Origin of the sequence: Pseudomonas sp. GM78, assembly GCF_000282475.1 — a bacterium.
Classification (GTDB): Bacteria; Pseudomonadota; Gammaproteobacteria; order Pseudomonadales; family Pseudomonadaceae; genus Aquipseudomonas.
Map to the genome: position 1 here is coordinate 56,198 of NZ_AKJF01000057.1, position 22,754 is coordinate 78,951.

The following is a 22,754-nucleotide window of genomic DNA, read 5'->3' on the forward strand; positions in this document are numbered from 1 at the left end:
TCGATTGTGATGGCCCCATCGCGAGCAGGCTCGCTCCCACAGGGAAATGCAATCACCTGTGGGAGCGAGCCTGCTCGCGATGGCGGCGGTGAGTTCACCACCGAATCATCGGAAAATTATTTCGGCCCGAGAATCTTCGCCAGCTTGTCCGGCGCCGGCGCCCCTTGCTGTTGCTGCAACTCGCCCTTGTCATCCATGTAGAAAATCGCCGGAGTGGCTTGCAGCTCCAGGTCTTCCATCAGTTGCATGTTGGCCGCGAGTTTCGCCTGAATCGCCGGCGGTACATCCTTCAAGGCCTTGAGCGAGCTGCTCTTGCCTGCGGCTTCGTGGTCGTACAGGGCCTTTTGCGGGTCCTTGGCGGCGAGCAGCGCCGCGGATTTGCCCGGGCTGTCCTCACGGATGATCCCGACCATGATGTGCCGCAACTGCACCTTGCCGGCCTTGACCCACGGCCGCGCCTGTTCCCAGAACATGCTGCAGTAAGGGCAGTTCGGATCGCTGAACATGTAGACGATCCGTGGTGCATCCTTCTTGCCGTCGGCGATCCAGTTGCTTGATTCCATCTTGGCCCAGACTTCCTTGGACATTGGTGCGTACACCAGTTTCTGCAACGGCGCGCTGCTCAGGTCATTGCCTTCGGCGTCGTACAGATTACCCAGCAAAACGTGCTTGCCATCGGGCGTCAGGTACAGCGCCATGCCGCGGTTCTGGTATTGCGCCGCGTAGCCGCGCAAACCATCGGGGGCGTCGAATTGACCGACGATTTTCGCGCCCTTGGCTTCAATCTTCTTGATCGCCTCGGGCAGCTCTTCGGCCTGCACCGTTGGCAGGTGCAGCAGGGCGGCACCCAGGCTCAGGGTCAGCAGGTGGCGGAGGCGGGGCATGGCAGTTTCCTTGAAGAAGTGGCAGGAACGGAATCGAAGTTTTCCAGGGCGCGAGCCAGGCTGGCTTGCGACAGCTCGCCCAGATGACTGCCCAACAGGCGACCGTCGGGGCTATAGAACAGCGTAGTTGGCAATGCCATGGAGCCGACGGCCTGGCCCAGACGACCTCCGCCGTCGAACAGCACGTTGGACAGGCTCAGGCCCTGGGTTTCCAGGAACGTGCTGACGCTCTGCATGCTTTCGGCCTGATTGACGAACAGGAAGGTCAGGTCGGGGCGCTGTTGCTGGGCGTGTTCCAGCACCGGCATTTCCCGGCGGCAGGGCGGGCACCAGGTGGCCCAGAGATTGATCACCAGCGGGCCGCCCTTGTAGTCCGCCAATTGCACGGTTTCACCGGCGGAATTGCGCAGGCTGATGTCCGGCAAGCGCGTGCCCTGTTCAAAAATGCTCAGCGAGAAGGTCGCCAGCAACCAGAACGCCAGGCCGCTGGCCACGCCGAAGCCCAGTGGACGGCGCAGGCCCGGGCGACGCCAGCCACGGTAGAGCGTGGCGAGCACCAGCGCGATGACCCCGGGCCAGGCGAGGAAACCGCCGTCGCGCAGGTCGATGACCTGCCAGGGATCGCTGCGGTAGTGCGTCCAGTAAACGGCGACGAAACCGATGCGGGCCGCGAGCATGCCGATCAGGAACAGGCCGAACAGTACCGACTCGGGGTTCTCGCCACCGCGCTTGGCCACCCGCCAACCGACGAACGTCGCCAGCGCCAAGGCACTGATCAGCAGCAGGTGGTTAAGCGCGATGGCAAAGGTGCCGAGGGTAAAAGTCAGCATTAACGGGCGTCTCGGGTGGTGGTCCAGCGTTGCAGGAAAGTGTCGGCATCGACCTCGCCGGTGATGCGCTGGCTACGTCGCTCGATGCCGTCGGTGCCTATCCACAGAAGGCTCGGTGGGCCTGGCACCTTGTAACGGCCGAGCAGTTCGCGGCTGGCGGCATTGTCGGCGGTGACATCCAGTCGGAGCAAGCGCACGTCGCTCAAGGCTTGCAGTACCTTCGCCTTGCCGAACACCTGTTTTTCCATGACCTTGCACGACACGCACCAGTCGGCATAGTAATCCAGCAGCACCCACTGGCCCTGCATTTGGGCCGCATCGAGTTCCCGTTGCAGGGCCGCAGGGTCCTTGATCGTGGTGAAGGCGTCGTGGCCGCTTGGCACGGCGGCGACGGCCGAGCTGGAAGCGCGGAAGACCTGCAACGGTTTGAACAGATCATCACTGCCCCCCGCCGCGCCGATCAGCAACAGGCTGCCCCACAAACCCAGCAGGAGCGAGGTGGCGCCGAACAGGTGAGCGATGCGGCCAAAACCGTCCGACTGCTTCCACGCGCTATAAGCCGCGACCACCAGCAACGCACCGCACAAGCCAACCCACAGCGATTCATCCAGCACCGGGCGCAGCATCAGCAATGCGGTGGCGAGGAACAGGAAGCCGAAGATGCCTTTGAGCAGGTTCATCCAGGCGCCAGGCTTGGGCAGGAAGCGATTGCCGACTGTCACCAGCAGCAACAATGGCACACCGATTCCGATGCCCATGGCAAACAGGATCAAGCCACCGTGCAGCGCGTTGCCGCTCTGCGCGATGTAGAGCAGCGCGCCGGCCAGCGGCGCGGTCATGCACGGGCCGACCAGCAGACCGGATAACGCGCCCAGCGCACCGGCGCCGATCAGGCTGCCACCGCGCTGATTGCGTGAAACGTTTTCCAGCCGGTCACGCACGGCCACCGGCAGTTGCAGCTCGAAGAAGCCGAACATCGGCAATGCCAGCAGCACGAAAATCGCTGCGAAACTGCCCAGCAACCAAGGGTTCTGCAACCAGGCTTGCAGGTTCGCCCCGAGGGATGCAGCCAACACGCCCATCGCCGCATACACCAACGCCATGCTCACCACATAACTGCCGGCCAGGGCCACGCCGCGCCTCGGCGTCGCGCCGCTGCCGACGATCAGCCCGGCCAGAATGGGCAACATCGGCAGCGAACACGGGGTGAACGCCAGCAACAGGCCCAGCCCGAAGAACACCAACAGGCTCCAACCCAATGCGCGCTGCTGCAGATTGCTGGCCAGGGCCTGGTCCGGCGCTTCGTCTACCGCGCCAGCCAGGGATTTACCGCCCAGATCCACGACTTTGGTTTGTGGCGGATAACACAGGCCGGCATCGGCACAGCCCTGGAAGCCGACCTTGATCTGGGCGGTCGCGCCTGCCGGGATCTTCAGCTCAAGGCCTTGGCGATAAACCTGCTGTTCGCCGAAGAATTCATCGCTGTGGAATTCCCCCTCCGGCAAAACGGGATGCTGGTCGACAGTCAAACCGTCGAACTTCAAGCGCTTCTGATACAGGTAATAGCCATCGGCAATCTGCCAGAACAACTGGGTTTCGCCGGACTCAAGGCGTTCAGAAGTGAAAACGAACGCTTTGTCGACCGGGAGAAAGTCGGGTTTTGTCTCGAACGGATTGCTGCCAGCCTGGGTCAGGCCGGAAAACAGCAGGGCGACGAGTAGAAACAGCTGGCGCATGGAAAAGCCTTATCCTTTAGCAAGTGAGCTGCACAATGGGTGGCGGCGATTAACCGATGATTAACCCTGGCCGCCTTGTGGCTGGGGCACTTGCGGCATAATGTCCTCTTAATCGGTCACCGGCCTAATAGCGTTATTTACACGAGGCTTTCCATGCACGTACTGGTTTGCGAAGACGATGAGTTGATTGCCAGCGGCATCGTTGCCGGCCTGACAGCCCAGGGCCTGACCGTGGAACACGTCGCCACCGCGTCGGCGGCGCGGGCGATGCTCAAGGTGGCCGAATTCGACGTCATGGTCCTCGACCTCGGTTTGCCAGACGAGGACGGGCTGAAGCTGTTGCAGCAGTTGCGCCATCATGGCCTGGAGATCCCTGTACTGATCCTCACCGCCCGGGATTCGGTCACTGACCGTGTCGACGGCCTGCAAGCGGGCGCCGACGATTACCTGCTCAAGCCGTTCGACCTGCGCGAACTTGCCGCACGCCTGCACACGCTGTTGCGGCGGGTAGCGGGGCGTAGCGTCAACCTGATCGAGCACGGTGCCCTGACTTACGACCCGAGCAGCCGCGAAACCATGCTTGGCGGTCAGCCAGTGGATCTGTCCCGTCGTGAACAGTCACTGTTGCAAGCCTTGTTGCACAACCGTGGCCGGGTGCTGTCCACCGAGCAGTTGAAAGACAGCGTCTACGGATTCAACGACGAACTGGAAAGCAACGCCCTCAACGTCCATATCCATCACCTGCGGCGCAAGCTCGGCAACGGCATCGTCGAGACCGTGCGCGGCCTGGGCTATCGCCTGGGGCCGGCTGATGGCGCAGAGGAATTGAAAAAGTGATGAGCCTGCGTTTGCGCCTGAGCCTGACGCTCGGTGGCGCTTTTGCCCTGATCTGGGCGCTGGCCGCGGCCTGGATGCTCAGCGACCTGCGCAACCAGATGATGTTTTCCCTCGACCAGCGCCTGGTGGCCTCGGCGCGCATGGTCGCCGGGCTCATGGAGCAACTGCCGCCGTTGCCGAGCAAGGGCGAGGGCACCCATTTCAGTGCCGAGCAACTGAACATTCCCGGCGGCATGGCGTGCCAGGTCAGTTCGTTGCGCGGTGAAATCCTCGCCCGCAGCCACAGTGATCCGGGGCAAACCCTGGAAGCCGAGAAAATGGGGTTCCACGACCAGATCATCGACGGCGCACCGTGGCGCAGTTTCACCCTGGCCCGTGGCGACCTGCGGATCACCACGGCCGACCGGCAGATCGAACGCGAGGCGCTGAACATGTCGATCCTGCTGGCCGCTTCGGTGCCGGTGGGCGTGGCGCTGCTCGGTTGCCTGTGCCTGCTCTGGCTCGGTATCGGCCAGGGTCTGGCGCCGCTCAATCGCATGCGCGACGCCTTGATGCGCCGCAGCCCGGACTCCCTCGAGCCTTTGCAGGTGCAGCCGTTGCCCAGTGAACTGCAACCCTTGCTCGACACGCAGAACCAGTTGTTCCAGCGCATCGGCAAGACCATCGAACGCGAACGTCGGCTGACTGGCGACGCAGCCCATGAATTGCGCAGCCCGCTGACCGCGATCAAGACTCACCTGCAAGTGGCACGCATGACCGAAGGCGAGGCCCGGGATCAATCCCTGGCCCGGGCCGAAGAGGGTGCCGACCGCCTGCATCGCACGCTCGAACAACTGCTGTTGCTGGCACGGGTCGAGGGCAGCCTGTCGTTTGACGATGGCGTGCAGTGCAGTGCCGAACAGGTGGCGAAACTGGCGATACAGGACACCGCCGGTGGTGATCGCCAGCGCATCAGGCTCCAGCTGCCGACCAGGGTTTCCCACGCCCCGGTGAAAATGCCCTCGGTGCTGTCGATTGCCGCACTGCGCAACCTCCTCGATAACGCCTTGCGCCATACGCCTGGCGACGGGCCGGTGGAGCTGAGCCTGCAAACCACCGGTAACCGCGTGCAGTTCGTGGTGCGCGACCATGGCCCGGGCATTGCCGATGACGACCTGCAACACCTGACCCAACGCTTCTGGCGCAACGGCCAGAGCAACGGTTGTGGCCTCGGCCTGGCGATTGTCCAGGCGATCGTGCAGCGCTGCGGTTGTACCCTGCGTTTCGACAGTCGGCCGGATGGCTTGCGGGTGGAGCTGACGATGCCGTTGCAACCGGTGTAACGAACCGCATAAAACCTATGGCGGCCCTGGCGCACATCAAATGTAACGCCTGTCGATTGGCCGCCCGGATCCCACAGGACTATCGTTGTTCCTACTCAATGGATTGAGGGGAGCGCACCATGGAAGCATCCGTACACACCTGCAAGGCAACCCCGGCCGACGCCGGCATCATCAGTCGCATTATCGAGCGCTCCATCCGGGTCGGTTGCGTGCTCGACCACCGCAACAACCTGCGAACCGTGGCCAACTGGACCCACAACAAGACCATCGAACACATTCTTCCCTGGTTCACCGACCGGCGGTTGTACCTGAACATCGCCCTGTTGCAGGACAAGCCCGTGGGTGTCGCCATGGCCGCCAGCCACGGCAAGGTAGCGTTCTGCTACGTACTGCCGGAATGGTTTCGTCGCGGGGCCGGGCAAGCGCTGGTGCGCGATCTCGAAGGCTGGTTGATCGAACAGGGCCTGCGCCATTCACGACTCAACAGCACCCGCACCGGCGAAGCCTTTTATCGGCACCTGGGTTATCAGGCGTATGCCCAGGCGTTCGCGGTAGCGGGCCTGTATGCCATCCCCATGCACAAAGCGTTGCCTGAGGTCTAAATCCTCGGACTCCTGATGCGTTTCCAGAACAGGAAAACCTTATTGAGGGGTCGAGAGATGTCAGTCGCTACCAGGCTTGTGCAAGACCAGTCGGCCCGGATCACTCCGGTGCCGGCCGAGACGTTTTATCAGTTCAACGAATCGCCGTTGCTGGCGCGTCAAAAACAGCAGGAGTCCAACGCCCGCAGTTACCCGCGGCGAATTCCCCTGGCACTCAAGCGCGCCAAGGGCCTGTATGTGGAAGACGTCGAAGGCCGCACGTTCATCGATTGCCTGGCCGGCGCCGGCACACTCGCCCTGGGGCACAACCACCCGGTGGTGATCGAAGCGATCCAGCGCGTGCTGGCCGACGAACTGCCGCTGCACACCCTGGACCTGACCACGCCGGTCAAGGATCAGTTCGTCCAGGACCTGTTCGGCTTGTTACCGAAAGCCTTGGCTGAGCAAGCGAAGATCCAGTTCTGCGGTCCCACCGGCACCGATGCGGTGGAAGCCGCGCTGAAACTGGTGCGTACGGCCACCGGCCGCAGCACCGTGCTGTCGTTCCAGGGCGGTTACCACGGCATGAGCCAGGGCGCTTTGAGTTTGATGGGCAGCCTGGGGCCGAAAAAACCTTTGGGCGCCTTGCTCAGCAACGGCGTGCAGTTCATGCCGTATCCCTACGATTACCGTTGCCCGTTTGGCCTGGGCGGCGCGCAGGGGGTGAAGGCCAACCTCAATTACCTGGAAAACCTGTTGAACGATCCCGAGGCCGGCGTGCAACTGCCGGCGGCAGTGATCGTTGAAGTGGTACAGGGAGAGGGCGGGGTGATCCCGGCCGATCTCGACTGGTTGCGCGGCTTGCGCCGGATTACCGAAAAAGCCGGCGTGGCGTTGATCGTCGACGAGATTCAGAGCGGCTTTGCCCGCACCGGCAAGATGTTCGCCTTCGAGCACGCCGGGATCATTCCGGACGTGGTGGTGATGTCCAAGGCCATCGGCGGCAGCCTGCCATTGGCCGTGGTGGTCTATCGCGACTGGCTCGACACCTGGCTGCCGGGCGCCCATGCCGGGACTTTCCGCGGTAATCAGATGGCGATGGCCGCCGGTTCTGCTGTGATGCGTTACCTGGTCGAACACAAGGTTTGCGAACATGCCGCCGCCATGGGCGAGCGCCTGGGCGAGCACCTGCGCATCCTGCAGCGGGATTTCCCGCAGCTGGGCGATATTCGAGGTCGAGGCCTGATGCTCGGTGTGGAGCTTATCGATCCGGCCGGCGTGCCGGATGCCCTGGGTCATCCGCCGGCGTTCGCGCGACTGGCGCCGCTGGTGCAGCGCGAATGCCTCAAGCGCGGCTTGATCCTTGAACTGGGCGGCCGCCAGGGTGCCGTGGTGCGCTTCCTGCCACCGCTGGTAATCACCGCCGCGGAAATCGACCGGGTGGCCGAGATTTTCGGCAGGGCCCTGGCCGCTGCCACCGCCAGCCTCTAAATTTCCCGAGCCCTGGAACGTTCCTTCTACATAGCGGCTGCACACAGCGTGCAGCCCACCCTACAGCGATGGAGAAACAGCATGACGTCAGTATTCGACCGCGAGGACATCCTCTTTCAGGTCGTGGTCAACCACGAAGAGCAATACTCGATCTGGCCGGACTACAAAACCGTGCCTGAGGGCTGGCGTACCGTGGGCAAAAGCGGGTTGAAAAAGGAATGCCTGGCCTACATCGAAGAGACCTGGACGGATATGCGTCCGCTGAGCCTGCGTCAGAAGATGGACGAGCAGGCGGCTGTGGCGCACTGAGTCAACGCCTGCAAAAAAACCGCTGAACCGGAAAGGTCAGCGGTTTTTTTTGTGCCGGGACGACATACCCTTGTAGGAGCCCGGCTTGCCGGCGAAGGCGTCCTTGAGCGTTGCGCTAGTCTTTCGTGCGCCTTCGCCGGCAAGCCGGGCTCCTACAGGGGCGTTTCGCCGCTACGCGCCGCTCAACCCCTTGATCAGCAGATCCACATCCCCTTCCAATTCGGCCACCGGATCGGCGGCGTCGACACTCAACACCACCAACCGACTCCCAGCCTCGGCAATCACCGCTTTCACCGCGTCTGAGGGCTGCCGATGATGCAACACCACCGCCACGTCATTGTCCTTGAGCGTCACCCCCAACTCCTTCAGCGCCTCCGGCGTCCATTCGGCATCCGGCCGTGCATCCTGCCCGACCAACTCCAGATTGAGCCCGCCGATCAGGTAGCCAAAGTGATCGCTGAGGCTCACCACGCTTAGGTTGTCCGCGGCGGCCAGACGCGCCTCACTGTCGGCGCTGAGTTTGAGCAAGCGCTGTTTCAGTGCCGCCAGGTTCGCCTCGATCGCAGGCTTGGCAGTGGGGGCCAGGCGTACCAGGTCCGCGGCCATCACGTCGGCCATGCGTCCCATGTTGTTGCTGGCCAGCCAGGGCTGGCTGTTCAAGCCATCGACCTGGTTGCCAGGCTGCACGGCAATGCCGGGCAGGGCGCCATCCACCGGACGGGCGGCGTCGACTTCGATGATGCGGATATTGCTGCGCCGCGAGATCGGGTACAGCGGATCATCCGGCCACAGCGAGCGCACGCCGATCACCGCATCGGCGCCGGTCGCCAGCTTGGCCAGCGCCGGAGCACCACGGCCGGTGAAGTAGGCGGTCTGGCGGCTGCCTGGCAGGTTGGCTGGTGCCGCGCGCTCGAGGCTGACATCGGTGCCTTTGAGCAGCACTTCGCCCAGGCCATAGGTGATTGGCAGTGAAGCCAGTACCCGCAGCGGTTTGCCGCTGTCAGCGCCGACGGCGGTTGTGGCCAGCCCGCACAGGGCGAGCGCCAGGGTCAGTTGTCGCAGAGAAAATGACATTTATCCAAGGTTCCCTTTGAGGCTGGGGACGACGCCGCGCGCGATGGCGGCCAGGGCGAAGGCGATACCGGCCACCAGGATGATCGCGGCACCGGACGGGATCGGCAGGTCAAAGACGATCGGCGCTAGAATCCCGCACAGCGTGCTCACTGTGGCGATCAGCACCGAGCACCAGAAGAAGCCCTTCAGTGACTGGCTGAGCAGGCGCGCCGCCGCGGCCGGTATCACCAACAGCGCACCGACCAGGATGGCGCCGATGACTTTCACGGCGGCGACGGTGATCAGCGTTACCAGGATCACGAACAGGTAATCCAGGGACTTCACCGCCACCCCGCGCACCGCCGCCAGTTGCGGGTTGAAGCTGGCGAGCATGATGCGGTTGTACAGCGGCAAGGCCAGGGCCATGACCAGCGCGCCGACGATGGCCAGCACCAACAGGTCATTGCCGTTGACCGTCAGCACCGAGCCGAACAGCACGTTCTCGAGGATGTGCACGTTGATCTTGCCCGCCAGGATCAGCAGCAGGCTGGCGCCCAGCGCCAACGACACCGACAGGAACACACCGATCAAGGTATCCGGCGCCAGGCCCGTGCGGTTGCGCAGGTAATTAAGCAAAATGCCGAACAGCAGGCAGTAACCGAACAGGCTGCCGTAGGGCCCGGTGTAGGGTTCGCCCAGCAGGATGCCGATAGCCACGCCGGTCAGTGCCGCGTGTCCCACCGCTTCGGAGAAAAATGCGAAGCGCTTGACCACCACCAGGGTGCCCAGACCGCCCAGCACCGGACCAATCAACAGGCCGGCGAGCAAGGCGTTGACCACAAATCCATAGGCCAGCGCCTCAGGCAGATAACCCGACGAGGCCCAGCCCTGGACCATCAAACGAAAGGCTTCGTAACTCATCAGGCAGCGCTCCGTGGATGGGTCGAGAACAAGCTCAGCAGGCGATCGGGGGTCAGCGCCTGTTGTGGCGTGGCATCGAACAGCACGCGGCGGTTGAGCCCGGTGACGTGATCGGCCAGGCGTCCAACCGCTTCCAGATCGTGCTCGATCCACAGCACGGTGATGCCCGCCGCGCGCCAGTCGCCCAACAAGCGTTCGAACACCCGGATGCCGGCTTCATCGAGGGCCGACATCGGTTCGTCGAGCACCAGCAGTTGTGGTGCCGGAATCAGGCCTTGCGCCAACAACACCCGCTGGCGCTCGCCGCCCGACAGCGCACCCATGCGCCGCTTGCGTTTGTCCTGCATGCCGACCCGTTCCAGCGCCTCGCCAATCGCCTTCGCGTAGTGTTTGCTCAAACCGAGGAACGCTGGACGCCGCTGGCACATCGCGGCCATGAAATCGTCGACGGTCATTGGCAGACCGCGATCGAATTCCAGTGCCTGGGGCACGTAGCCGATCGTTCCCGGTTCGCCCGGCCATTGCAGGCTCAAGCGGCCCTGGTGCGGCATCTGCCCGAGCAGGGTCTTGATCAACGAACTTTTGCCGCCACCGTTAGGGCCGACCAGTGCATGCACGCTGCCGGGCCGAACTTGAAAAGTGACGTTGTCGAGGATGGTAGTGCGACCGAGGGTCAGGCTGACGTCGGCAAAATCCAGGGTCGGCCCCGAAACCTGTGGGAGCGAGCCTGCTCGCGATTGCGGTGTGTCATTCAATGATGATGGCGCCTGACTGGACGCCTTCGCGAGCAGGCTCGCTCCCACAGGGGATTGTGCATCGCCCAGGATAGTTTCTTTAGATGTCATGCCCCGGACTCCTGAATCGCCCGCACCACAGTGTTGAGGTTGCCGGTCATTTCCTTTTCGTACTTGTCGGCGGTGTATTCGCCGTAGGAGATATGCGACAGCGGGTACAGCTTGACCCCGGATTCGCGCTGGATGGTGTCGACGTAGGTGGAAGGGAAATCCATCTCCGAGAAGATCACTTTCACGTCCAGCTCACGCAGTTGGTCGATGGTCTTTTTCAGCTGGCTGGGGCTGGGTTCGATACCGTGGGCCGGCTCGACCACCGCCGTCACTTCCAGGCCGAATTCGCGCAGCAGGTAATCGTAGGCGGCGTGAACCGTGGCCACGCGCAGTTCGGCGTTCGGTGCCGCGGTCAGTTTGGCCAGGGCGTCGGCGCGCATCTTGCGCAGGCGCTTGCCGTAGGCACGGGCGTTCTCGGTGTAGGTCTTGGCATTGGCCGGGTCGAGTTTTCCCAGTTCGCGGGCGATATTGTTGACCTGGGCGATCGAGGCGCTGATCGACAGGAAGGTGTGCGGGTTGACCACTTTGCCTGCGCCACGCGCGGCGACGCCGGTGGCGGCCAGCAGCGGCACGTTTTCGTTGGCCTCGATCACCGACACGTTCGGCGTTTCACTGGCGGCGATCATGCGGTCGGCGAAGTCGTCATGGCCGACGCCGTTGAGCACGATCACGTCGAGCCCGCTGATGCGCTTGATGTCTTCGGCCCGTGGCTCGTAGGCGTGGGGGTTGAAGCCGGCGGGAATCAGCGGCACCACCTCGGCCTTGTCGCCGACAATGTTGGCCACGTAGCTGTAATACGGGTGCAGGGTGATGCCGATGCGCAGGCGCTTGGCCTCATCGGCGCTGGCCAGGGGTGTCAGCAGGCAGGCCAGCAGGCCGACCAGTGACAGGCGCAGGAAAGAACGTAGCGATGAAATAGGCATGGGAAAGCGGTCTTCTCTCGGAGGAAGGCGAGGGTTCAGTGCCGGTGCTGGCGGGTCACGCCGGCATCGAATTGCGCGACGACCTGCTGCCAGCCGGCGCCTTCGAGCGTGGCGTCGCTGAGGTCGGATGGGGCCTTGAGGTCGGCGGCGCGGTTGAGCCAGATGTCCGGGGCGTCGTCGCCAGCACTCAGGCGCATCAGGAACGAGCCGGCCACGGCGATGCTCTGGCTCTGCCCGAAATACGCCCTGGCGTCGAGCAACTGCCAGGCATGGCCACCGCGGCTGACTGAGCTTGCGTCCTGGGCAAAGGGAGCAAAGCCTTCATCGGCGAGGGTTTCGGGTGTCGGCAGGCTCTGTTGTTCCTGGCGCAGCAAGTGAATCTCATCCAGCGTCACGCGCAAATCGGCGTAGATGCCTTGTTCGGACGCGCTCAGATCGCGGCGGGCGTCCAGTTGATGACTGTTGACGCTGCTCACTTGCTGCGACTCGCCGCGCCAGGCGACCACCGAACCTGCCACCGCCAGGATCATCAGGCACAACAGCAAGACGTAGAGGGTTTCATGGCCGGCACCGGCCGGGCGGACAATGTGCGTGGTTGGCGTACTCATGGGCTTTCGATGTCCGCCTGGTCAATCTCGACCACATGGCCGGGGCCTGCGTCGAACAGCACATAGAACTCGGCCCCTGGCTTCTTGAAGGTCAGGGTCGAGTCGGCCCCGAGCTTGCCCGGCACCAGGATGGTTTCGTCGTAGCCGATCACGTCCAGGGTCACGCCCGGCGCACCACTGCCGTCGGAAAAGCCGCCGGTGCACTGGATCTGCTCGGCGTCGATGGCCTTGCATTCGCACATCGGGTTGTGGGCCAGGGCGCTGGCGCTGAAGCCTATGCTGAGCACCAGCAACGCGGCGCGCAAAGGGCGGATTAGGTTGATCATGGTTTGCCTCCTTGGGTGGATAGCCAGGCGAGGGTGGCGGGGGAGGCCTGGCTCAGAGGAATGGATGCCTGGTGCATGGAGCCGTCCCAGCCTTCCATGGTGATCCACAGTTCGGCGTCGGCCTTGGTTTTTGTCGGGACCGGCAGCATGGCGCCCATGCGGTAGGGCGTGCCGAAGAAAATCACCCCGGCGGCACGAAGGCTGCGTGGCTTGCCGATGCGCAGGTAAGTCGCCTTGACCTGCTCGCGGCAGCTGTCGCACAGCGCGGCGTTGAAGCTTTTCATATAGCCGGCCGGGCCGTCGGGCCGTGGTGCTTCGTTACGAAGTTCGGCCAGGCGCAGGCTCCAGGGGCCGACCTGGACTTCGCCGATTTCCCGCTCGCCCAGGCCCGTGTCGCCGCGAAACAGCGCGGCATCGGCGAAGTATTTGGGCATGAAACCCAGCGGCACCAGCAACAGCAGAACGTTGATGTGGAAACGCCATTTGTGCCAGAAGCGGCTCAGCGTCGAACGGGGTGCTTGAGTGGCGACCTGGCTCATTGACTGACCTCCGTGGTTTCAGCGCTGCTGGCCGTGGCAGGCTCGTTGCGTGGGCGTTTGTTGCTGCGCTTGAGGGCGTTGGCCGTGGCCAGGGCAGTGCGCTTGGTCCAGATCAACAGGCCGCTGAGCACCATCATGCTCAACAGCAGGCCGAAGAAGCACCAGATCAGCTTGATCCAGATCCCGCCGAAATCACCGGTGTGCAGCGGACGCATGGATTCGGTCACGAACTCCAGGCCCGAGCGGTCCGACAGCAGGCGCGTGGCGGCGACTTCGCCTGTGTACGGGTTGATGTCGGCGGTCTGGAACATCAGCGGATACCAGCTTCGCCCGCCCACCGACAGGTAGCTGTAGGCGTTGGCCGGCATACTGACAAAGCTCTCGTCGAGCCCCGGGATACGTTCCTTGGCCTCGCGGATAGCCGCTTCCAGGCTGATCATCGGTGCCGGCGCGCCATCGGTGGTGAGCGGCACGCTTTCACGCGGGACCACGGCCGCCACCGGCGCGGTGGAGATGGAAATCTGGTTGTCGAACATGAACGCTTCGATCAGGAACCAGGTGCTGGTGACGGAAATGACGGCGATGAACCAGATCGACCAGATGCCGCTGAGACGGTGGAAATCGCCCCAGAAAATCCGTGCGCCATGGCGAATGCGCAGGGTTGGCCGGAAAAAGCCTTTCCAGAAGCGCTTGTACACCACGAGACCCGTCACCAGGGAGGCCAGCATCGGCAGGCTGAGGAACGACACCAGGTACCAGCCCCAGCTGTAGCCGTTGGTGAACGGCACCAGCCACCAGCCGTGCAGGGCACGGGTGAATGCCTGGAAGTTGAACTGCGGAGCGGGGCCCTGGATGGCACCGGTGTATGGGTTGACGTACACCGTCAACTCACGCCCGTCGGGGTAGTTGACGCGCACGTCCAGGGCGAAATGCGCTTCGTCGGGGCGGCTGATGCTGTCGACGATGATGTCGGGCTCGGCTTGCCTGATCGCGGCGACGATCTGGTCGTAATTGAGCCGTGGCGCGTCATCCGCAGGTTGACTTGCGCGCATTTGCGGATTGGCCAGCCAGACGATCTCCTGGCTGACCACCGCCAGCGTGCCGGTCACACAGACGATCAGCACGAAAAACCAGATCGGCAGTGCCAGCCAGCTGTGGACCAGGAACCAGATTTTTGAACGGGATTTCTTCGACATGGTTAAGGCGTCTTATATCGATGAAAGGCCTCTGCTACGGGCTTCGCAGCGATGAGGTCAATGGACGGTCCGGTCGCGGTTTTTCCTACGCGAAAGGACTGCATCTATATAGGACGAATGAGCACCCGAAATCCCGAAGGGTGATATGAAAGAAAATGTTTCGTGTTTCGCCATACCATCGTCGGAACGCCACCCGGCGTTCCGACGACGAGGCCGCGCAGGCCTCGCAGATTTCACCCCTGCTGAAACATCTCCTTCGCCCGCTGCTCGATCTGCTCCTGGGTCAGGTCCTCTTTGCGCGTGGCCAGGAACCACAGATGCCCATAGGGATCCCTCAAGGTCCCGGAACGGTCGCCGTAAAACTGATCCTTGACCTCGGAAACCACGATGCCACCCGCATCGATGGCCTGTTTGTAGGACTTGTCCACATCGGTCACGTACAGATGCAGGCCCACCGACGGCGAGTTGTCTGGATTGCTCAACGGCCCTTGATCGCACGGAGTGCCGAGCATGATCGGGCAATCGCCAATGCGCAGTTCGGCGTGGCCGATGCTGCCGTCGGGCATGGCCAGGCGCATGACCTCGATGGCGCCGAAGGCTTTTTTGTAGAAATCGATGGCTTCGGCGGCTTTTTGAATGCCCAGGTACGGGGTGATGCTGTGATAACCCTCTGGAATCGGTTTGACGCTCATGATGGTTCTCCTTTTTATAGTGAGACGAAGATCGCTCTCCAGCCGAACAATTGTAGGAGCTGCCGAAGGCTGCGATCTTTTGTTTTGATCGTCAGCATGTTTCAAGTTTCAATAAAGATCGCAGTCTGCGGCAGCTCCTACAGGGTTCATCGGCACTGTTCAGCCATCAACAGTGAAGCAACAGATTGCTTGCCTTCGTCATGCGAAATCCCTCGAAAACGCTCTGAACCCCCTTTAAACACTGACCCGCGCCGTCAGGCACAGAAGCTGCAATGACCTTCGATAAACACCTGTATCGAGAGTCTTGTATGTCCCAATCTGCCGTTTATCCGATCAACCCGCCGGCCGCCCACCGGATCGTCGACGAAGCCCAAGCGCTGCAGGTGGCCGAGCAGGTCGCCGCGATCCTGCTGGAGCAGGATGCCGAGCGCGACCGCACACGCCAGGTGCCCGCCGAGATCGTCGACCTGTATTCCAACAGTGGCCTGTGGGGCATTACCGTGCCCAGGGAATTCGGCGGCGCGCAGGTGTCCAGTGCGGTACTGGCGCAAGTCATCGCGATCATTTCGGCGGCCGATCCGTCCCTGGGGCAGATCCCGCAGAACCACTATTGCCTGCTCGAAGACATTCGCCTGCAAGGCACCCCGCAGCAGCAGGCGCATTTCTTCGGCCTGGCCCTGCAAGGCCACCGGTTCGCCAATGCCTTGTCGGAAACCGGCGGCAAAAACGTGCAGGACATCCAGGCGACCATCCGCCGCTACGGCGACGGTCATGTGATCAATGGACGCAAGGGTTACTGCACCGGGTCGCTGTATGCCCACTGGCTGGCGGTGCTGGCGCTGGATGAAGAGCAGAAGGGTCAGTTGGCCTTTGTCGAACGCGGCACGCCAGGCCTGGTGATTGTCGACGACTGGGACAGCATCGGTCAGCGCACCACCTCCAGCGGCACCGTCTTGGCCGAGGATCTGCACGTCGCGGCGTTCAACCTGTTCCCGACGTACCGCTCCTACGAAAACCCGACCCTGGCCGGCCCGTTCGCCCAGTTGACCACCGCCGCCATCGATGCCGGCATCGCCCGTGCGGCCTTGCGCGACACCATCGCGTTCGTCCGGCAATCCGCCCGGCCATGGATCGACGCGGGCGTGGAAAAGGCTAGCGAAGACCCGCTGACCATCATTCAGGTCGGGGGGCTGGAGATTCGCCTGGAAGCCGCCGAAGCCTTGCTGGAACGGGCCGGTCGTGCGCTGGATGCTGCGCGTCCGGCACCCGATGAAGACAACGTTGCCCGTGCGTCCCTGGCCGTTGCCAAGGCCAAGGTGCTGACCACTGAAATCGCCATTGAAGCCACCAACAAACTGTTCGAGCTCGGTGGCACCCGCTCGACCCTGAAAAAACACAACTTCGATCGCCACTGGCGCAACGCCCGGGTCCACACCCTGCACGACCCGGTACGCTGGAAATACCACGTGGTTGGTAACTGGCTGCTCAATGGCGTCAAACCTCCACGCCATGACTGGTCGTGACCATGGCCGAATTGTTCAAGAACATTTATTGGGCCGATATCGGCCAGGCCTGCCTCGACACCTTGAGCATGCTCGGCGCGGCCCTCGGTTTTACCGTGCTGTTGGGGTTGCCCCTGGGGGTGCTGCTGTTCCTCACCGGCAAGCGCCAATTGCATGAAGCGGTCGGTGTCTACCGGGTGCTGTCGGTGATCGTGAACATGCTGCGTTCGCTGCCGTTCATCATTCTGCTGATTGTGCTGATCCCCCTCACGACCCTATTGGTGGGCACATCGCTGGGGGTGCCGGGGACCATTCCACCGCTGGTGGTCGGTTGCACGCCGTTCTTCGCGCGGTTGGTGGAAACCGCGTTGCGCGAAGTCGATCGCGGGGTGGTGGAGGCGACCCAGGCCATGGGCGCCAACACCTGGCAAATCATTCGCTACACCTTGTTGCCGGAGGCTCGGGGAGGGCTGCTGGCGGCGGTCACGGTCACTGCGATCGTACTGGTCGACTACACGGCAATGGCCGGGGTGATCGGCGGTGGCGGCCTGGGCGATCTGGCCATCCGCTACGGCTACCAGCGGTTCCAGACCGATGTGATGGTGGTCACCGTGGTGCTGTTGTTGATCCTGGTCCAGGCCCTGCAAATGAGCGGCGACCGACTGGTGGCGCGTTACAGCCACCGCTGACGATTCAAATCAAAACAAACCGGCCACACGTGCGCCCCACGACGGCCATTGAAATCTGCCTTGGAGCACCGCATGAAAAAGACCCTGGCCATACTGGCTGCCCTGATCTCGTTGAGCGCCCACGCCAACGAAAAACTCACCGTTGGCGCCACCCCCGTGCCGCACGCAGAGATCCTCGAATTCGTCAAACCGACGCTGGCCAAGGAAGGCGTGGACCTGGACATCAAAGTGTTCACCGATTTCATCCAGCCCAACCAGCAGCTGGCGCTGAAGAATCTCGACGCCAACTATTACCAGTACCGACCGTTCCTCGATGACTACAACAAGACCCGACATACCGACCTGGTGCCGGTGGTGGGCGTGCACATCGAACCGTTCGGCGCTTATTCGACCAAGATCAAAAACATCGCCGAGCTCAAGGACGGCGCCAGCGTTTCGATCCCCAACGACCCGGTCAACACCGGTCGCGCCCTGGTGCTCCTGCACGAAGCGGGTCTGATCAAGCTCAAGGACCCGAGCAACACCCTGGCGACTCAGCGGGACATCGTCGAAAACCCCAAGCACCTGAAAATCCGTGAACTGGAGGGCGCACTGCTGGCGCGTTCGGTGAGTCAGGTCGACTTGGCGTTCGTCTTCGCCAACTACGCCCTGGAGGCCGGGATCGATACCAACAGTGCCTTGATCGTGGAGAAGGGCAAGAGCCTGTACATCGAGTTCCTGGTGGCCCGGCCCGACAACATCAACGACCCGGGCCTGCAGAAACTGGCCAAGGCGTTGAACTCCGATGAGGTGCGGCAGTTCATTTTGACGCGCTACAAGGGGCAGATTGCGCCGGGGTTCTAAATCCTCGTCGATTTTGACGACGCCATCGCGGGCAAGCCCGCTCCCACAGGGTTTGTGTTGAACGCAATTGTTGTAAACAACTCAAAACTTTGTGGGAGCGGGCTTGCCCGCGATGGCCGCGCCACTATTTCGGGTCTGTCCCCGATTCCAGCAGATGCGCCCCCGGCCCACGCTCCCCCAGCACATCCGCAAAATTACGCAACGGACACGCCTCCATCGACAAACACCCACAGCCAATGCAGCCATTCAATTTGTCGCGCAACAACGTCAACTGATTGATCCGCTCATCCAGATCCCGACTCCACTGCGCCGACAGTACCTGCCAGTCCGCCGCCGTCGGTGCACGGTTATCCGGCAGGGATTTGAGCGCCTCGCCAATCTCCGCCAACGGAATGCCCAGCCGCTGCGCCACCTTGATCAATGCCACCCGCCGCAACACGTCCCGTGGATAACGTCGCTGGTTGCCCTGGTTGCGATTGCTCTTGATCAACCCCTTCGATTCATAAAAGTGCAGCGCTGTGACCGCGACACCGCTGCGGGCGGCCAATTGGCCGACGCTGAGCTCCTTGTGCAGATTCTCCGAAGTGATCATTTGCAGATTGCCCCTTGACCTCTAGTTAACTGGAGGTTTTACCCTGCACGCCTTCGGATCGCAAGATTCGCCTTGCACCTGAGTGGGGGATTATCCATGCACGCGCCAGCGAAACATCGCAGCTTCACCCAACTGATCGAATTCGAAATCGAACCGCAGCAGCAGCCGGCGCTGGTGCAAGCGCTGTCACAGCAGACCGAGCGTCTGGCCCAGCACCACAGCGGCTTTCTGAGTGCCAGCATCCAGGCCAGCGAGGACGGACGGCGGGTACTCAATTATCTGCAATGGCAAACCCGTGAGGCGGGGGAGGCGGCGTTTCAGGCGTTTGAAAGCGGGGAACAGGATTTCTGGCAACTGATCCGCGCCCATCAGGCGAAGACCGTGACGTTCGGCTCGTTCCAGGTGCTGCACAGCCTGGAACGCAGCCACGACCACGGGTTGCACTGCAATCTGGTGGGTTAGATCGACAGCTGCATCAAGCGCTCGCCCTGAATGTTTTCCGTGGGCCGGCGTTTGTTCACCGCCAGTTCACCGATCTTGATCAGGCGCGTGCGGGTCACGTTGCGGCTCAACCCCAGCAGGGCGGCGGTGTGCACCTGGTTGTAGTGGCTGAAACGATAGGCGGCACGCATCAAGGCGTCTTCGACTTTCTCATGCAGCGCGCCAGCCTGTTGTTCGAAGAGCTTCTGGAAAGCACGGTCGAGCAGGGCTTCGGCGCATTCGTCGACCTGGGTGTGGTAGTCGTCCTGACGCTCGATGCGCATGTTCGACAGGCGCAGGTCATCGCGTTCGATCACGCCGTTGCGGCAAATCAGCAGGGTGTGGTGAATCACGTTTTCCAGTTCGCGGATATTGCCCGGCCAACTGTAGCTGCGCAGTTTCAGTTCGGCCTCTTTGCTGATGGTGATGGTGCCGTAACCGAGGCGCTGGCTGTAGGCGTTGATGAAGTGACGCGTGAGCGGCAGGATGTCGCCCGGGCGGTCGCGCAGCGGGCTCAGTTCCAGACTGACGACGTCGAGCCGGTAATACAGGTCTTCGCGAAAGTGCCCGGCGTTGATGGCTTTTTCCAGTTGCACATTGGTGGCCGCGAGCACGCGCACATCGATGGGAATGCTCTTGCGCGAACCCAGGCGCACCACTTCGCGCTCCTGCAACACGCGCAACAATTTGACCTGGATCGCCATCGGCAAATCACCGATTTCATCGAGGAACAAGGTGCCCCCGTTGGCTTCCTCGAACCAGCCGGCCTTGGCGCTCAGGGCGCCGGTGAACGCGCCTTTTTCATGGCCGAACAATTCGGCTTCGACCAGGGATTCGGAGAACGCACCGCAATTCACCGCCACAAATGGCCGGTTGCGTCGGGCGCTGAGGTTGTGGATATGTCGCGCCACCAACTCTTTGCCGGTGCCGGTTTCACCAATGATCAGCACGCTGGCATCGCTCGGTGCGACTTGTTGCAGATGCGCCAGCAAGGCCTGGGACTTGGGGTCTTCGAAGACCTGCGCCGTGGCGCGGATCGACGTGGCCAGAGCGGGCGAGGGCGGTAAGGTCAGCAGTTGCATGGGGCACGCTCCTTGATGGGCAAGCTATGAATAGAAAGTCGGAATCGGCAGAGCCTGGTTCAGCGCCCAGTCACCCAGTTCCTGGAGTTTGTAATCCACCGGGTCGTGCAGGGTTTGCGTGCGCAGGTTGCGCCAATGGCGGTCCAGGCGCAGCGAGGCATGGGTCGAGCGTGCACCGGTCACTTCGAACAAGCGGCTGCACAGCTCCAGGCCATTGCGCGTCGCCGCGACCTTGGCTGTGGCGATGGCGGTGGCGAGATGGCCGCGTTCTTCGGCACTGAGGTTCGGACCTTTGGCCCAAGCCTTGTCTAGTAGGTCGGCGGCACGTTCCACCAGCAACCGCACGCCTTCGAGGGCCACCCAGAATTCCCCGTAGTGACCCAGCACATAAGGGTCCTGGCGCACATCCTGGGAGGTTGATTTATGCCACGGCCGGGTTTCGGTGAGCGTGTATTGCCGCGCCTCTTCAAAGGCGCCTTCGGCGATGCCGAGGAACATGTGAGTGAACGTGAGCTGGGCGATCAGCGGGCGAAGACAGGCGAACGGCGTACTCAACGGCCCCGGATCGAGCAGCAGTTCCGACTCTTCGACCCGTACCCGTTCGAAGGTTGCGCTGCCGCTGTCGGTCTGGCGTTGACCGATGTTGTTCCAGTCGTTGTGCAGGCTGATGCCGCTGCGACCGCTGGGAATGGCGGCGATCAACAGCTTGCCGCCGGCGTTTTCATCCACCGCCGAGGCGATCAGCATTTCTGAATCGCTGGCGCCGGAGCAAAAACTCTTCTTGCCGGAAAACTCACGCCAGCCGCCGAGGTTTTTCACCACGGTGCGGGTGTCCAGCGGGTTGAGGGCATTACCCCAGAACCAGTTCTTGCGCGCGGTTTGTTCAAACCACGGCTGCCATTGCTCGGGCCGGGCGAACAGGCGCACGGTGGCGAGCATCAGGTGATGGAAACCGAAAACATGGGCAATCGAACTGTCGACCTTGGCGAACTCGCGCACGATGGCCAGGGTTTCACTCCAGGGGGCGCCGAGGCCGCCGAACTGGGTGGGAATACTTAACGCGAGCAGGCCGCTGTGGCGCAGGGCATCACGCTCGGCCTTGGGCGTACCGCCGCGTTCGTCGCGCTCGACGGCGGTCAAGGCAAACCCGGCGGCCAATTGGCGGGCGGTCTGCAACGGGGATATCAGGGCGCTTTGCGGTTTGGCAGTCACGCGGGGGGATCCTTTTCTTGTGGATCCTGTAGGAGCTGCCGCAGGCTGCGATCTTTTGATTTTAAAGATCAAGATCAAAAGATCGCAGCCTGCGGCAGTTCCTACAGGACGGGTGACGTCAGGCTTTGGCGGGCAACACATCATTGGCGATCATTTCGCCAAACGGCCCGGTGAGGTTGGTGACGCCGCGACCTGCCAGGCTGGCATACGGCTCGGGCAACAGCGGGAACACCAGTTCGGCAAAACGATAGGCCTCTTCGAGGTGCGGGTAGCCGGAGAAGATGAAGCTCTCGATTCCCAGGTCCGCATACTCCTTGATCCGCGCCGCCACCTGCTGCGGATCGCCCACCAGTGCCGTCCCGGCACCGCCGCGCACCAGCCCGACACCGGCCCACAGGTTGGGTGAGATCTCCAGATTGTCACGGCGCCCGTCATGCAGGGCGGCCATGCGCCGCTGACCTTCGGAGTCGAAGCGCGAGAACGACTTCTGTGCGGCGGCGATGGTCTCGTCGCTGATGTGTTCGATCAATTTGTCAGCGGCTTTCCAGGCTTCTTCGGCGGTTTCACGCACGATCACATGCAATCGAATCCCGAACTTCACCGTACGTCCATTGCGTGCGGCACGTTCACGGACATCGGCGAGTTTTTGCGCCACGGCCGCCGGAGGTTCGCCCCAGGTCAGGTAGACATCGACCTGTTCGGCGGCCAGGTCATGGGCAGCATCGGACGAACCGCCGAAGTACAGCGGCGGATAGGGTTTCTGCACCGGCGGATACAGAGCCTTGGCGTTCTGTACCCGCAGGTGTTTACCTTCGAAATCCACCGATTCGCCTTGCAGAACGCGACGCCAGATCTTCAGGAATTCGTCAGTGACTTCGTAGCGCTCGCTGTGATCGAGGAAACTGCCGTCGCCACGGTTTTCATCCGGGTCGCCGCCGGTCACCACATTGATCAGTAAACGGCCACCGGACAGTCGATCCAGGGTGGCGGCCATGCGCGCCGAAACTGTTGGCGAAATGATCCCCGGCCGGATCGCCACCAGGTACCGCAAGCGTTCGGTCAACGGCACCAGCGCCGAAGCGATCACCCACGAGTCTTCGCAGGAGCGCCCGGTCGGGATCAACACACCGTGGTAACCGAGGCTGTCCGCCGCCTGGGCCACCTGTTTCAGATAATTGAGCGTTACCGGGCGTGCGCCTTGCGTGGTGCCCAGGTAATGACCGTCGCCGTGGGTCGGCAGAAACCAGAAAACATCCATGAA

The 22,754-nt window shown here is 62.5% G+C and carries 25 protein-coding genes; 9 read left to right on the plus strand and 16 right to left on the minus strand.

Features of this window, described 5'->3' with window-relative positions; translation table 11 throughout:
- Positions 1–116: 116 nt before the first annotated feature.
- From dsbG to dsbD, 3 genes are read right to left on the minus strand one after another with little or no spacing between them, the layout of a single operon-like run.
- A complete protein-coding gene (dsbG, locus tag PMI35_RS25065) occupies positions 117–884 on the minus strand; it encodes a thiol:disulfide interchange protein DsbG (protein WP_008056453.1) in 768 nt (255 codons plus the stop codon).
- Complete coding sequence (locus tag PMI35_RS25060) at positions 860–1,714, minus strand: TlpA disulfide reductase family protein (RefSeq protein WP_008056455.1); 855 nt, start codon at positions 1,712–1,714, stop codon at positions 860–862. Before PMI35_RS25060 ends, dsbG begins: the two co-directional genes overlap by 25 nt.
- On the minus strand, positions 1,714–3,450 hold the full coding sequence (gene dsbD / locus PMI35_RS25055) for a protein-disulfide reductase DsbD (protein WP_008056457.1): 1,737 nt from the start codon (positions 3,448–3,450) through the stop codon (positions 1,714–1,716). Before dsbD ends, PMI35_RS25060 begins: the two co-directional genes overlap by 1 nt.
- A gap of 153 nt (positions 3,451–3,603) precedes the next feature.
- Here dsbD and PMI35_RS25050 point away from each other — a divergent pair, with 153 nt between their 5' ends.
- From PMI35_RS25050 to PMI35_RS25030, 5 genes are all read left to right on the plus strand, one after another.
- A complete protein-coding gene (locus tag PMI35_RS25050; RefSeq protein WP_008056459.1) occupies positions 3,604–4,287 on the plus strand; it encodes a response regulator in 684 nt (227 codons plus the stop codon).
- On the plus strand, positions 4,284–5,609 hold the full coding sequence (locus PMI35_RS25045; protein ID WP_032831444.1) for an ATP-binding protein: 1,326 nt from the start codon (positions 4,284–4,286) through the stop codon (positions 5,607–5,609). Before PMI35_RS25050 ends, PMI35_RS25045 begins: the two co-directional genes overlap by 4 nt.
- 119 nt (positions 5,610–5,728) lie before the next feature.
- Positions 5,729–6,211, plus strand: coding sequence for a GNAT family N-acetyltransferase (locus PMI35_RS25040; protein ID WP_008056463.1), 483 nt, complete (start codon positions 5,729–5,731; stop codon positions 6,209–6,211).
- A gap of 57 nt (positions 6,212–6,268) precedes the next feature.
- Positions 6,269–7,681, plus strand: coding sequence for an aspartate aminotransferase family protein (locus tag PMI35_RS25035; protein WP_008056465.1), 1,413 nt, complete (start codon positions 6,269–6,271; stop codon positions 7,679–7,681).
- Between the two features lie 81 nt (positions 7,682–7,762).
- A complete protein-coding gene (locus PMI35_RS25030; protein WP_008056466.1) occupies positions 7,763–7,990 on the plus strand; it encodes an MbtH family protein in 228 nt (75 codons plus the stop codon).
- Between the two features lie 171 nt (positions 7,991–8,161).
- On the opposite strand, the gene PMI35_RS25025 is transcribed toward PMI35_RS25030, so the two are convergent.
- The 9 genes from PMI35_RS25025 to PMI35_RS24985 form a co-directional block, all read right to left on the minus strand.
- On the minus strand, positions 8,162–9,064 hold the full coding sequence (locus PMI35_RS25025) for a metal ABC transporter substrate-binding protein (protein ID WP_008056467.1): 903 nt from the start codon (positions 9,062–9,064) through the stop codon (positions 8,162–8,164).
- Positions 9,065–9,964 (minus strand): metal ABC transporter permease, encoded by a 900-nt coding sequence (locus PMI35_RS25020; RefSeq protein WP_008056469.1) that lies wholly within the window; start codon positions 9,962–9,964, stop codon positions 9,065–9,067. It abuts the gene before it with no gap.
- The gene (locus tag PMI35_RS25015) at positions 9,964–10,809 is read right to left on the minus strand and encodes a metal ABC transporter ATP-binding protein (RefSeq protein ID WP_008056477.1); all 846 of its coding nucleotides are present in this window, start codon (positions 10,807–10,809) and stop codon (positions 9,964–9,966) included. The genes PMI35_RS25020 and PMI35_RS25015 overlap by 1 nt, the downstream gene beginning before the upstream one ends.
- Complete coding sequence (locus PMI35_RS25010; RefSeq protein ID WP_008056478.1) at positions 10,806–11,732, minus strand: metal ABC transporter substrate-binding protein; 927 nt, start codon at positions 11,730–11,732, stop codon at positions 10,806–10,808. Before PMI35_RS25010 ends, PMI35_RS25015 begins: the two co-directional genes overlap by 4 nt.
- Positions 11,733–11,767: 35 nt before the next feature.
- On the minus strand, positions 11,768–12,340 hold the full coding sequence (locus PMI35_RS25005; RefSeq protein ID WP_008056479.1) for a DUF6162 family protein: 573 nt from the start codon (positions 12,338–12,340) through the stop codon (positions 11,768–11,770).
- Positions 12,337–12,666, minus strand: coding sequence for a hypothetical protein (locus tag PMI35_RS25000; RefSeq protein ID WP_008056481.1), 330 nt, complete (start codon positions 12,664–12,666; stop codon positions 12,337–12,339). Before PMI35_RS25000 ends, PMI35_RS25005 begins: the two co-directional genes overlap by 4 nt.
- Positions 12,663–13,205 (minus strand): hypothetical protein, encoded by a 543-nt coding sequence (locus tag PMI35_RS24995; protein ID WP_008056482.1) that lies wholly within the window; start codon positions 13,203–13,205, stop codon positions 12,663–12,665. Before PMI35_RS24995 ends, PMI35_RS25000 begins: the two co-directional genes overlap by 4 nt.
- A complete protein-coding gene (locus PMI35_RS24990) occupies positions 13,202–14,401 on the minus strand; it encodes a PepSY-associated TM helix domain-containing protein (RefSeq protein ID WP_008056483.1) in 1,200 nt (399 codons plus the stop codon). The genes PMI35_RS24995 and PMI35_RS24990 overlap by 4 nt, the downstream gene beginning before the upstream one ends.
- 233 nt (positions 14,402–14,634) lie before the next feature.
- The gene (locus tag PMI35_RS24985) at positions 14,635–15,093 is read right to left on the minus strand and encodes a VOC family protein (protein ID WP_008056484.1); all 459 of its coding nucleotides are present in this window, start codon (positions 15,091–15,093) and stop codon (positions 14,635–14,637) included.
- A gap of 308 nt (positions 15,094–15,401) precedes the next feature.
- Here PMI35_RS24985 and PMI35_RS24980 point away from each other — a divergent pair, with 308 nt between their 5' ends.
- The 3 genes from PMI35_RS24980 to PMI35_RS24970 all read left to right on the plus strand — a co-directional run bounded on the left by PMI35_RS24980 (position 15,402) and on the right by PMI35_RS24970 (position 18,127).
- A complete protein-coding gene (locus PMI35_RS24980) occupies positions 15,402–16,616 on the plus strand; it encodes an SfnB family sulfur acquisition oxidoreductase (protein WP_008056486.1) in 1,215 nt (404 codons plus the stop codon).
- 2 nt (positions 16,617–16,618) lie between these two features.
- Positions 16,619–17,284: a methionine ABC transporter permease gene (locus tag PMI35_RS24975; RefSeq protein WP_008056489.1), complete on the plus strand. Its 666-nt coding sequence runs from the start codon at positions 16,619–16,621 to the stop codon at positions 17,282–17,284.
- A 72-nt stretch (positions 17,285–17,356) separates the two neighbouring features.
- A complete protein-coding gene (locus PMI35_RS24970) occupies positions 17,357–18,127 on the plus strand; it encodes a MetQ/NlpA family ABC transporter substrate-binding protein (protein ID WP_008056491.1) in 771 nt (256 codons plus the stop codon).
- Positions 18,128–18,251: 124 nt separating this feature from the next.
- Here PMI35_RS24970 and soxR read toward each other — a convergent pair whose 3' ends face one another.
- Positions 18,252–18,719 (minus strand): redox-sensitive transcriptional activator SoxR, encoded by a 468-nt coding sequence (gene soxR / locus PMI35_RS24965; RefSeq protein WP_008056492.1) that lies wholly within the window; start codon positions 18,717–18,719, stop codon positions 18,252–18,254.
- 96 nt (positions 18,720–18,815) lie between these two features.
- Here soxR and PMI35_RS24960 point away from each other — a divergent pair, with 96 nt between their 5' ends.
- Positions 18,816–19,181 carry an antibiotic biosynthesis monooxygenase gene (locus PMI35_RS24960; protein WP_008056493.1) on the plus strand — a complete coding sequence of 122 codons (366 nt, stop codon included), beginning with the start codon at positions 18,816–18,818 and terminating at the stop codon, positions 19,179–19,181.
- Here PMI35_RS24960 and PMI35_RS24955 read toward each other — a convergent pair.
- The 3 genes from PMI35_RS24955 to ssuD form a co-directional block, all read right to left on the minus strand.
- Positions 19,178–20,281: a sigma-54 interaction domain-containing protein gene (locus tag PMI35_RS24955; protein WP_008056500.1), complete on the minus strand. Its 1,104-nt coding sequence runs from the start codon at positions 20,279–20,281 to the stop codon at positions 19,178–19,180. The two genes, PMI35_RS24960 and PMI35_RS24955, sit on opposite strands and share 4 nt — an antisense overlap.
- Positions 20,282–20,305: 24 nt before the next feature.
- Positions 20,306–21,493, minus strand: a complete 1,188-nt coding sequence (locus PMI35_RS24950; RefSeq protein WP_008056501.1) for an acyl-CoA dehydrogenase family protein — start codon at positions 21,491–21,493, stop codon at positions 20,306–20,308.
- Positions 21,494–21,611: 118 nt separating this feature from the next.
- Positions 21,612–22,751 (minus strand): FMNH2-dependent alkanesulfonate monooxygenase, encoded by a 1,140-nt coding sequence (gene ssuD, locus PMI35_RS24945; RefSeq protein WP_008056503.1) that lies wholly within the window; start codon positions 22,749–22,751, stop codon positions 21,612–21,614.
- Positions 22,752–22,754 lie beyond the last annotated feature (3 nt).

Coding starts and splice junctions, on each gene's coding strand:
- dsbG (WP_008056453.1), bottom strand. CDS start 884: ATGCCCCGCCTCCGCCACCTGCTGACCCTGAGCCTGGGTGCCGCCCTG.
- PMI35_RS25060 (WP_008056455.1), bottom strand. CDS start 1,714: ATGCTGACTTTTACCCTCGGCACCTTTGCCATCGCGCTTAACCACCTG.
- dsbD (WP_008056457.1), bottom strand. CDS start 3,450: ATGCGCCAGCTGTTTCTACTCGTCGCCCTGCTGTTTTCCGGCCTGACC.
- PMI35_RS25050 (WP_008056459.1), top strand. CDS start 3,604: ATGCACGTACTGGTTTGCGAAGACGATGAGTTGATTGCCAGCGGCATC.
- PMI35_RS25040 (WP_008056463.1), top strand. CDS start 5,729: ATGGAAGCATCCGTACACACCTGCAAGGCAACCCCGGCCGACGCCGGC.
- PMI35_RS25035 (WP_008056465.1), top strand. CDS start 6,269: ATGTCAGTCGCTACCAGGCTTGTGCAAGACCAGTCGGCCCGGATCACT.
- PMI35_RS25030 (WP_008056466.1), top strand. CDS start 7,763: ATGACGTCAGTATTCGACCGCGAGGACATCCTCTTTCAGGTCGTGGTC.
- PMI35_RS25025 (WP_008056467.1), bottom strand. CDS start 9,064: ATGTCATTTTCTCTGCGACAACTGACCCTGGCGCTCGCCCTGTGCGGG.
- PMI35_RS25020 (WP_008056469.1), bottom strand. CDS start 9,964: ATGAGTTACGAAGCCTTTCGTTTGATGGTCCAGGGCTGGGCCTCGTCG.
- PMI35_RS25015 (WP_008056477.1), bottom strand. CDS start 10,809: ATGACATCTAAAGAAACTATCCTGGGCGATGCACAATCCCCTGTGGGA.
- PMI35_RS25010 (WP_008056478.1), bottom strand. CDS start 11,732: ATGCCTATTTCATCGCTACGTTCTTTCCTGCGCCTGTCACTGGTCGGC.
- PMI35_RS25005 (WP_008056479.1), bottom strand. CDS start 12,340: ATGAGTACGCCAACCACGCACATTGTCCGCCCGGCCGGTGCCGGCCAT.
- PMI35_RS25000 (WP_008056481.1), bottom strand. CDS start 12,666: ATGATCAACCTAATCCGCCCTTTGCGCGCCGCGTTGCTGGTGCTCAGC.
- PMI35_RS24995 (WP_008056482.1), bottom strand. CDS start 13,205: ATGAGCCAGGTCGCCACTCAAGCACCCCGTTCGACGCTGAGCCGCTTC.
- PMI35_RS24990 (WP_008056483.1), bottom strand. CDS start 14,401: ATGTCGAAGAAATCCCGTTCAAAAATCTGGTTCCTGGTCCACAGCTGG.
- PMI35_RS24985 (WP_008056484.1), bottom strand. CDS start 15,093: ATGAGCGTCAAACCGATTCCAGAGGGTTATCACAGCATCACCCCGTAC.
- PMI35_RS24980 (WP_008056486.1), top strand. CDS start 15,402: ATGTCCCAATCTGCCGTTTATCCGATCAACCCGCCGGCCGCCCACCGG.
- PMI35_RS24975 (WP_008056489.1), top strand. CDS start 16,619: ATGGCCGAATTGTTCAAGAACATTTATTGGGCCGATATCGGCCAGGCC.
- PMI35_RS24970 (WP_008056491.1), top strand. CDS start 17,357: ATGAAAAAGACCCTGGCCATACTGGCTGCCCTGATCTCGTTGAGCGCC.
- soxR (WP_008056492.1), bottom strand. CDS start 18,719: ATGATCACTTCGGAGAATCTGCACAAGGAGCTCAGCGTCGGCCAATTG.
- PMI35_RS24960 (WP_008056493.1), top strand. CDS start 18,816: ATGCACGCGCCAGCGAAACATCGCAGCTTCACCCAACTGATCGAATTC.
- PMI35_RS24955 (WP_008056500.1), bottom strand. CDS start 20,281: ATGCAACTGCTGACCTTACCGCCCTCGCCCGCTCTGGCCACGTCGATC.
- ssuD (WP_008056503.1), bottom strand. CDS start 22,751: ATGGATGTTTTCTGGTTTCTGCCGACCCACGGCGACGGTCATTACCTG.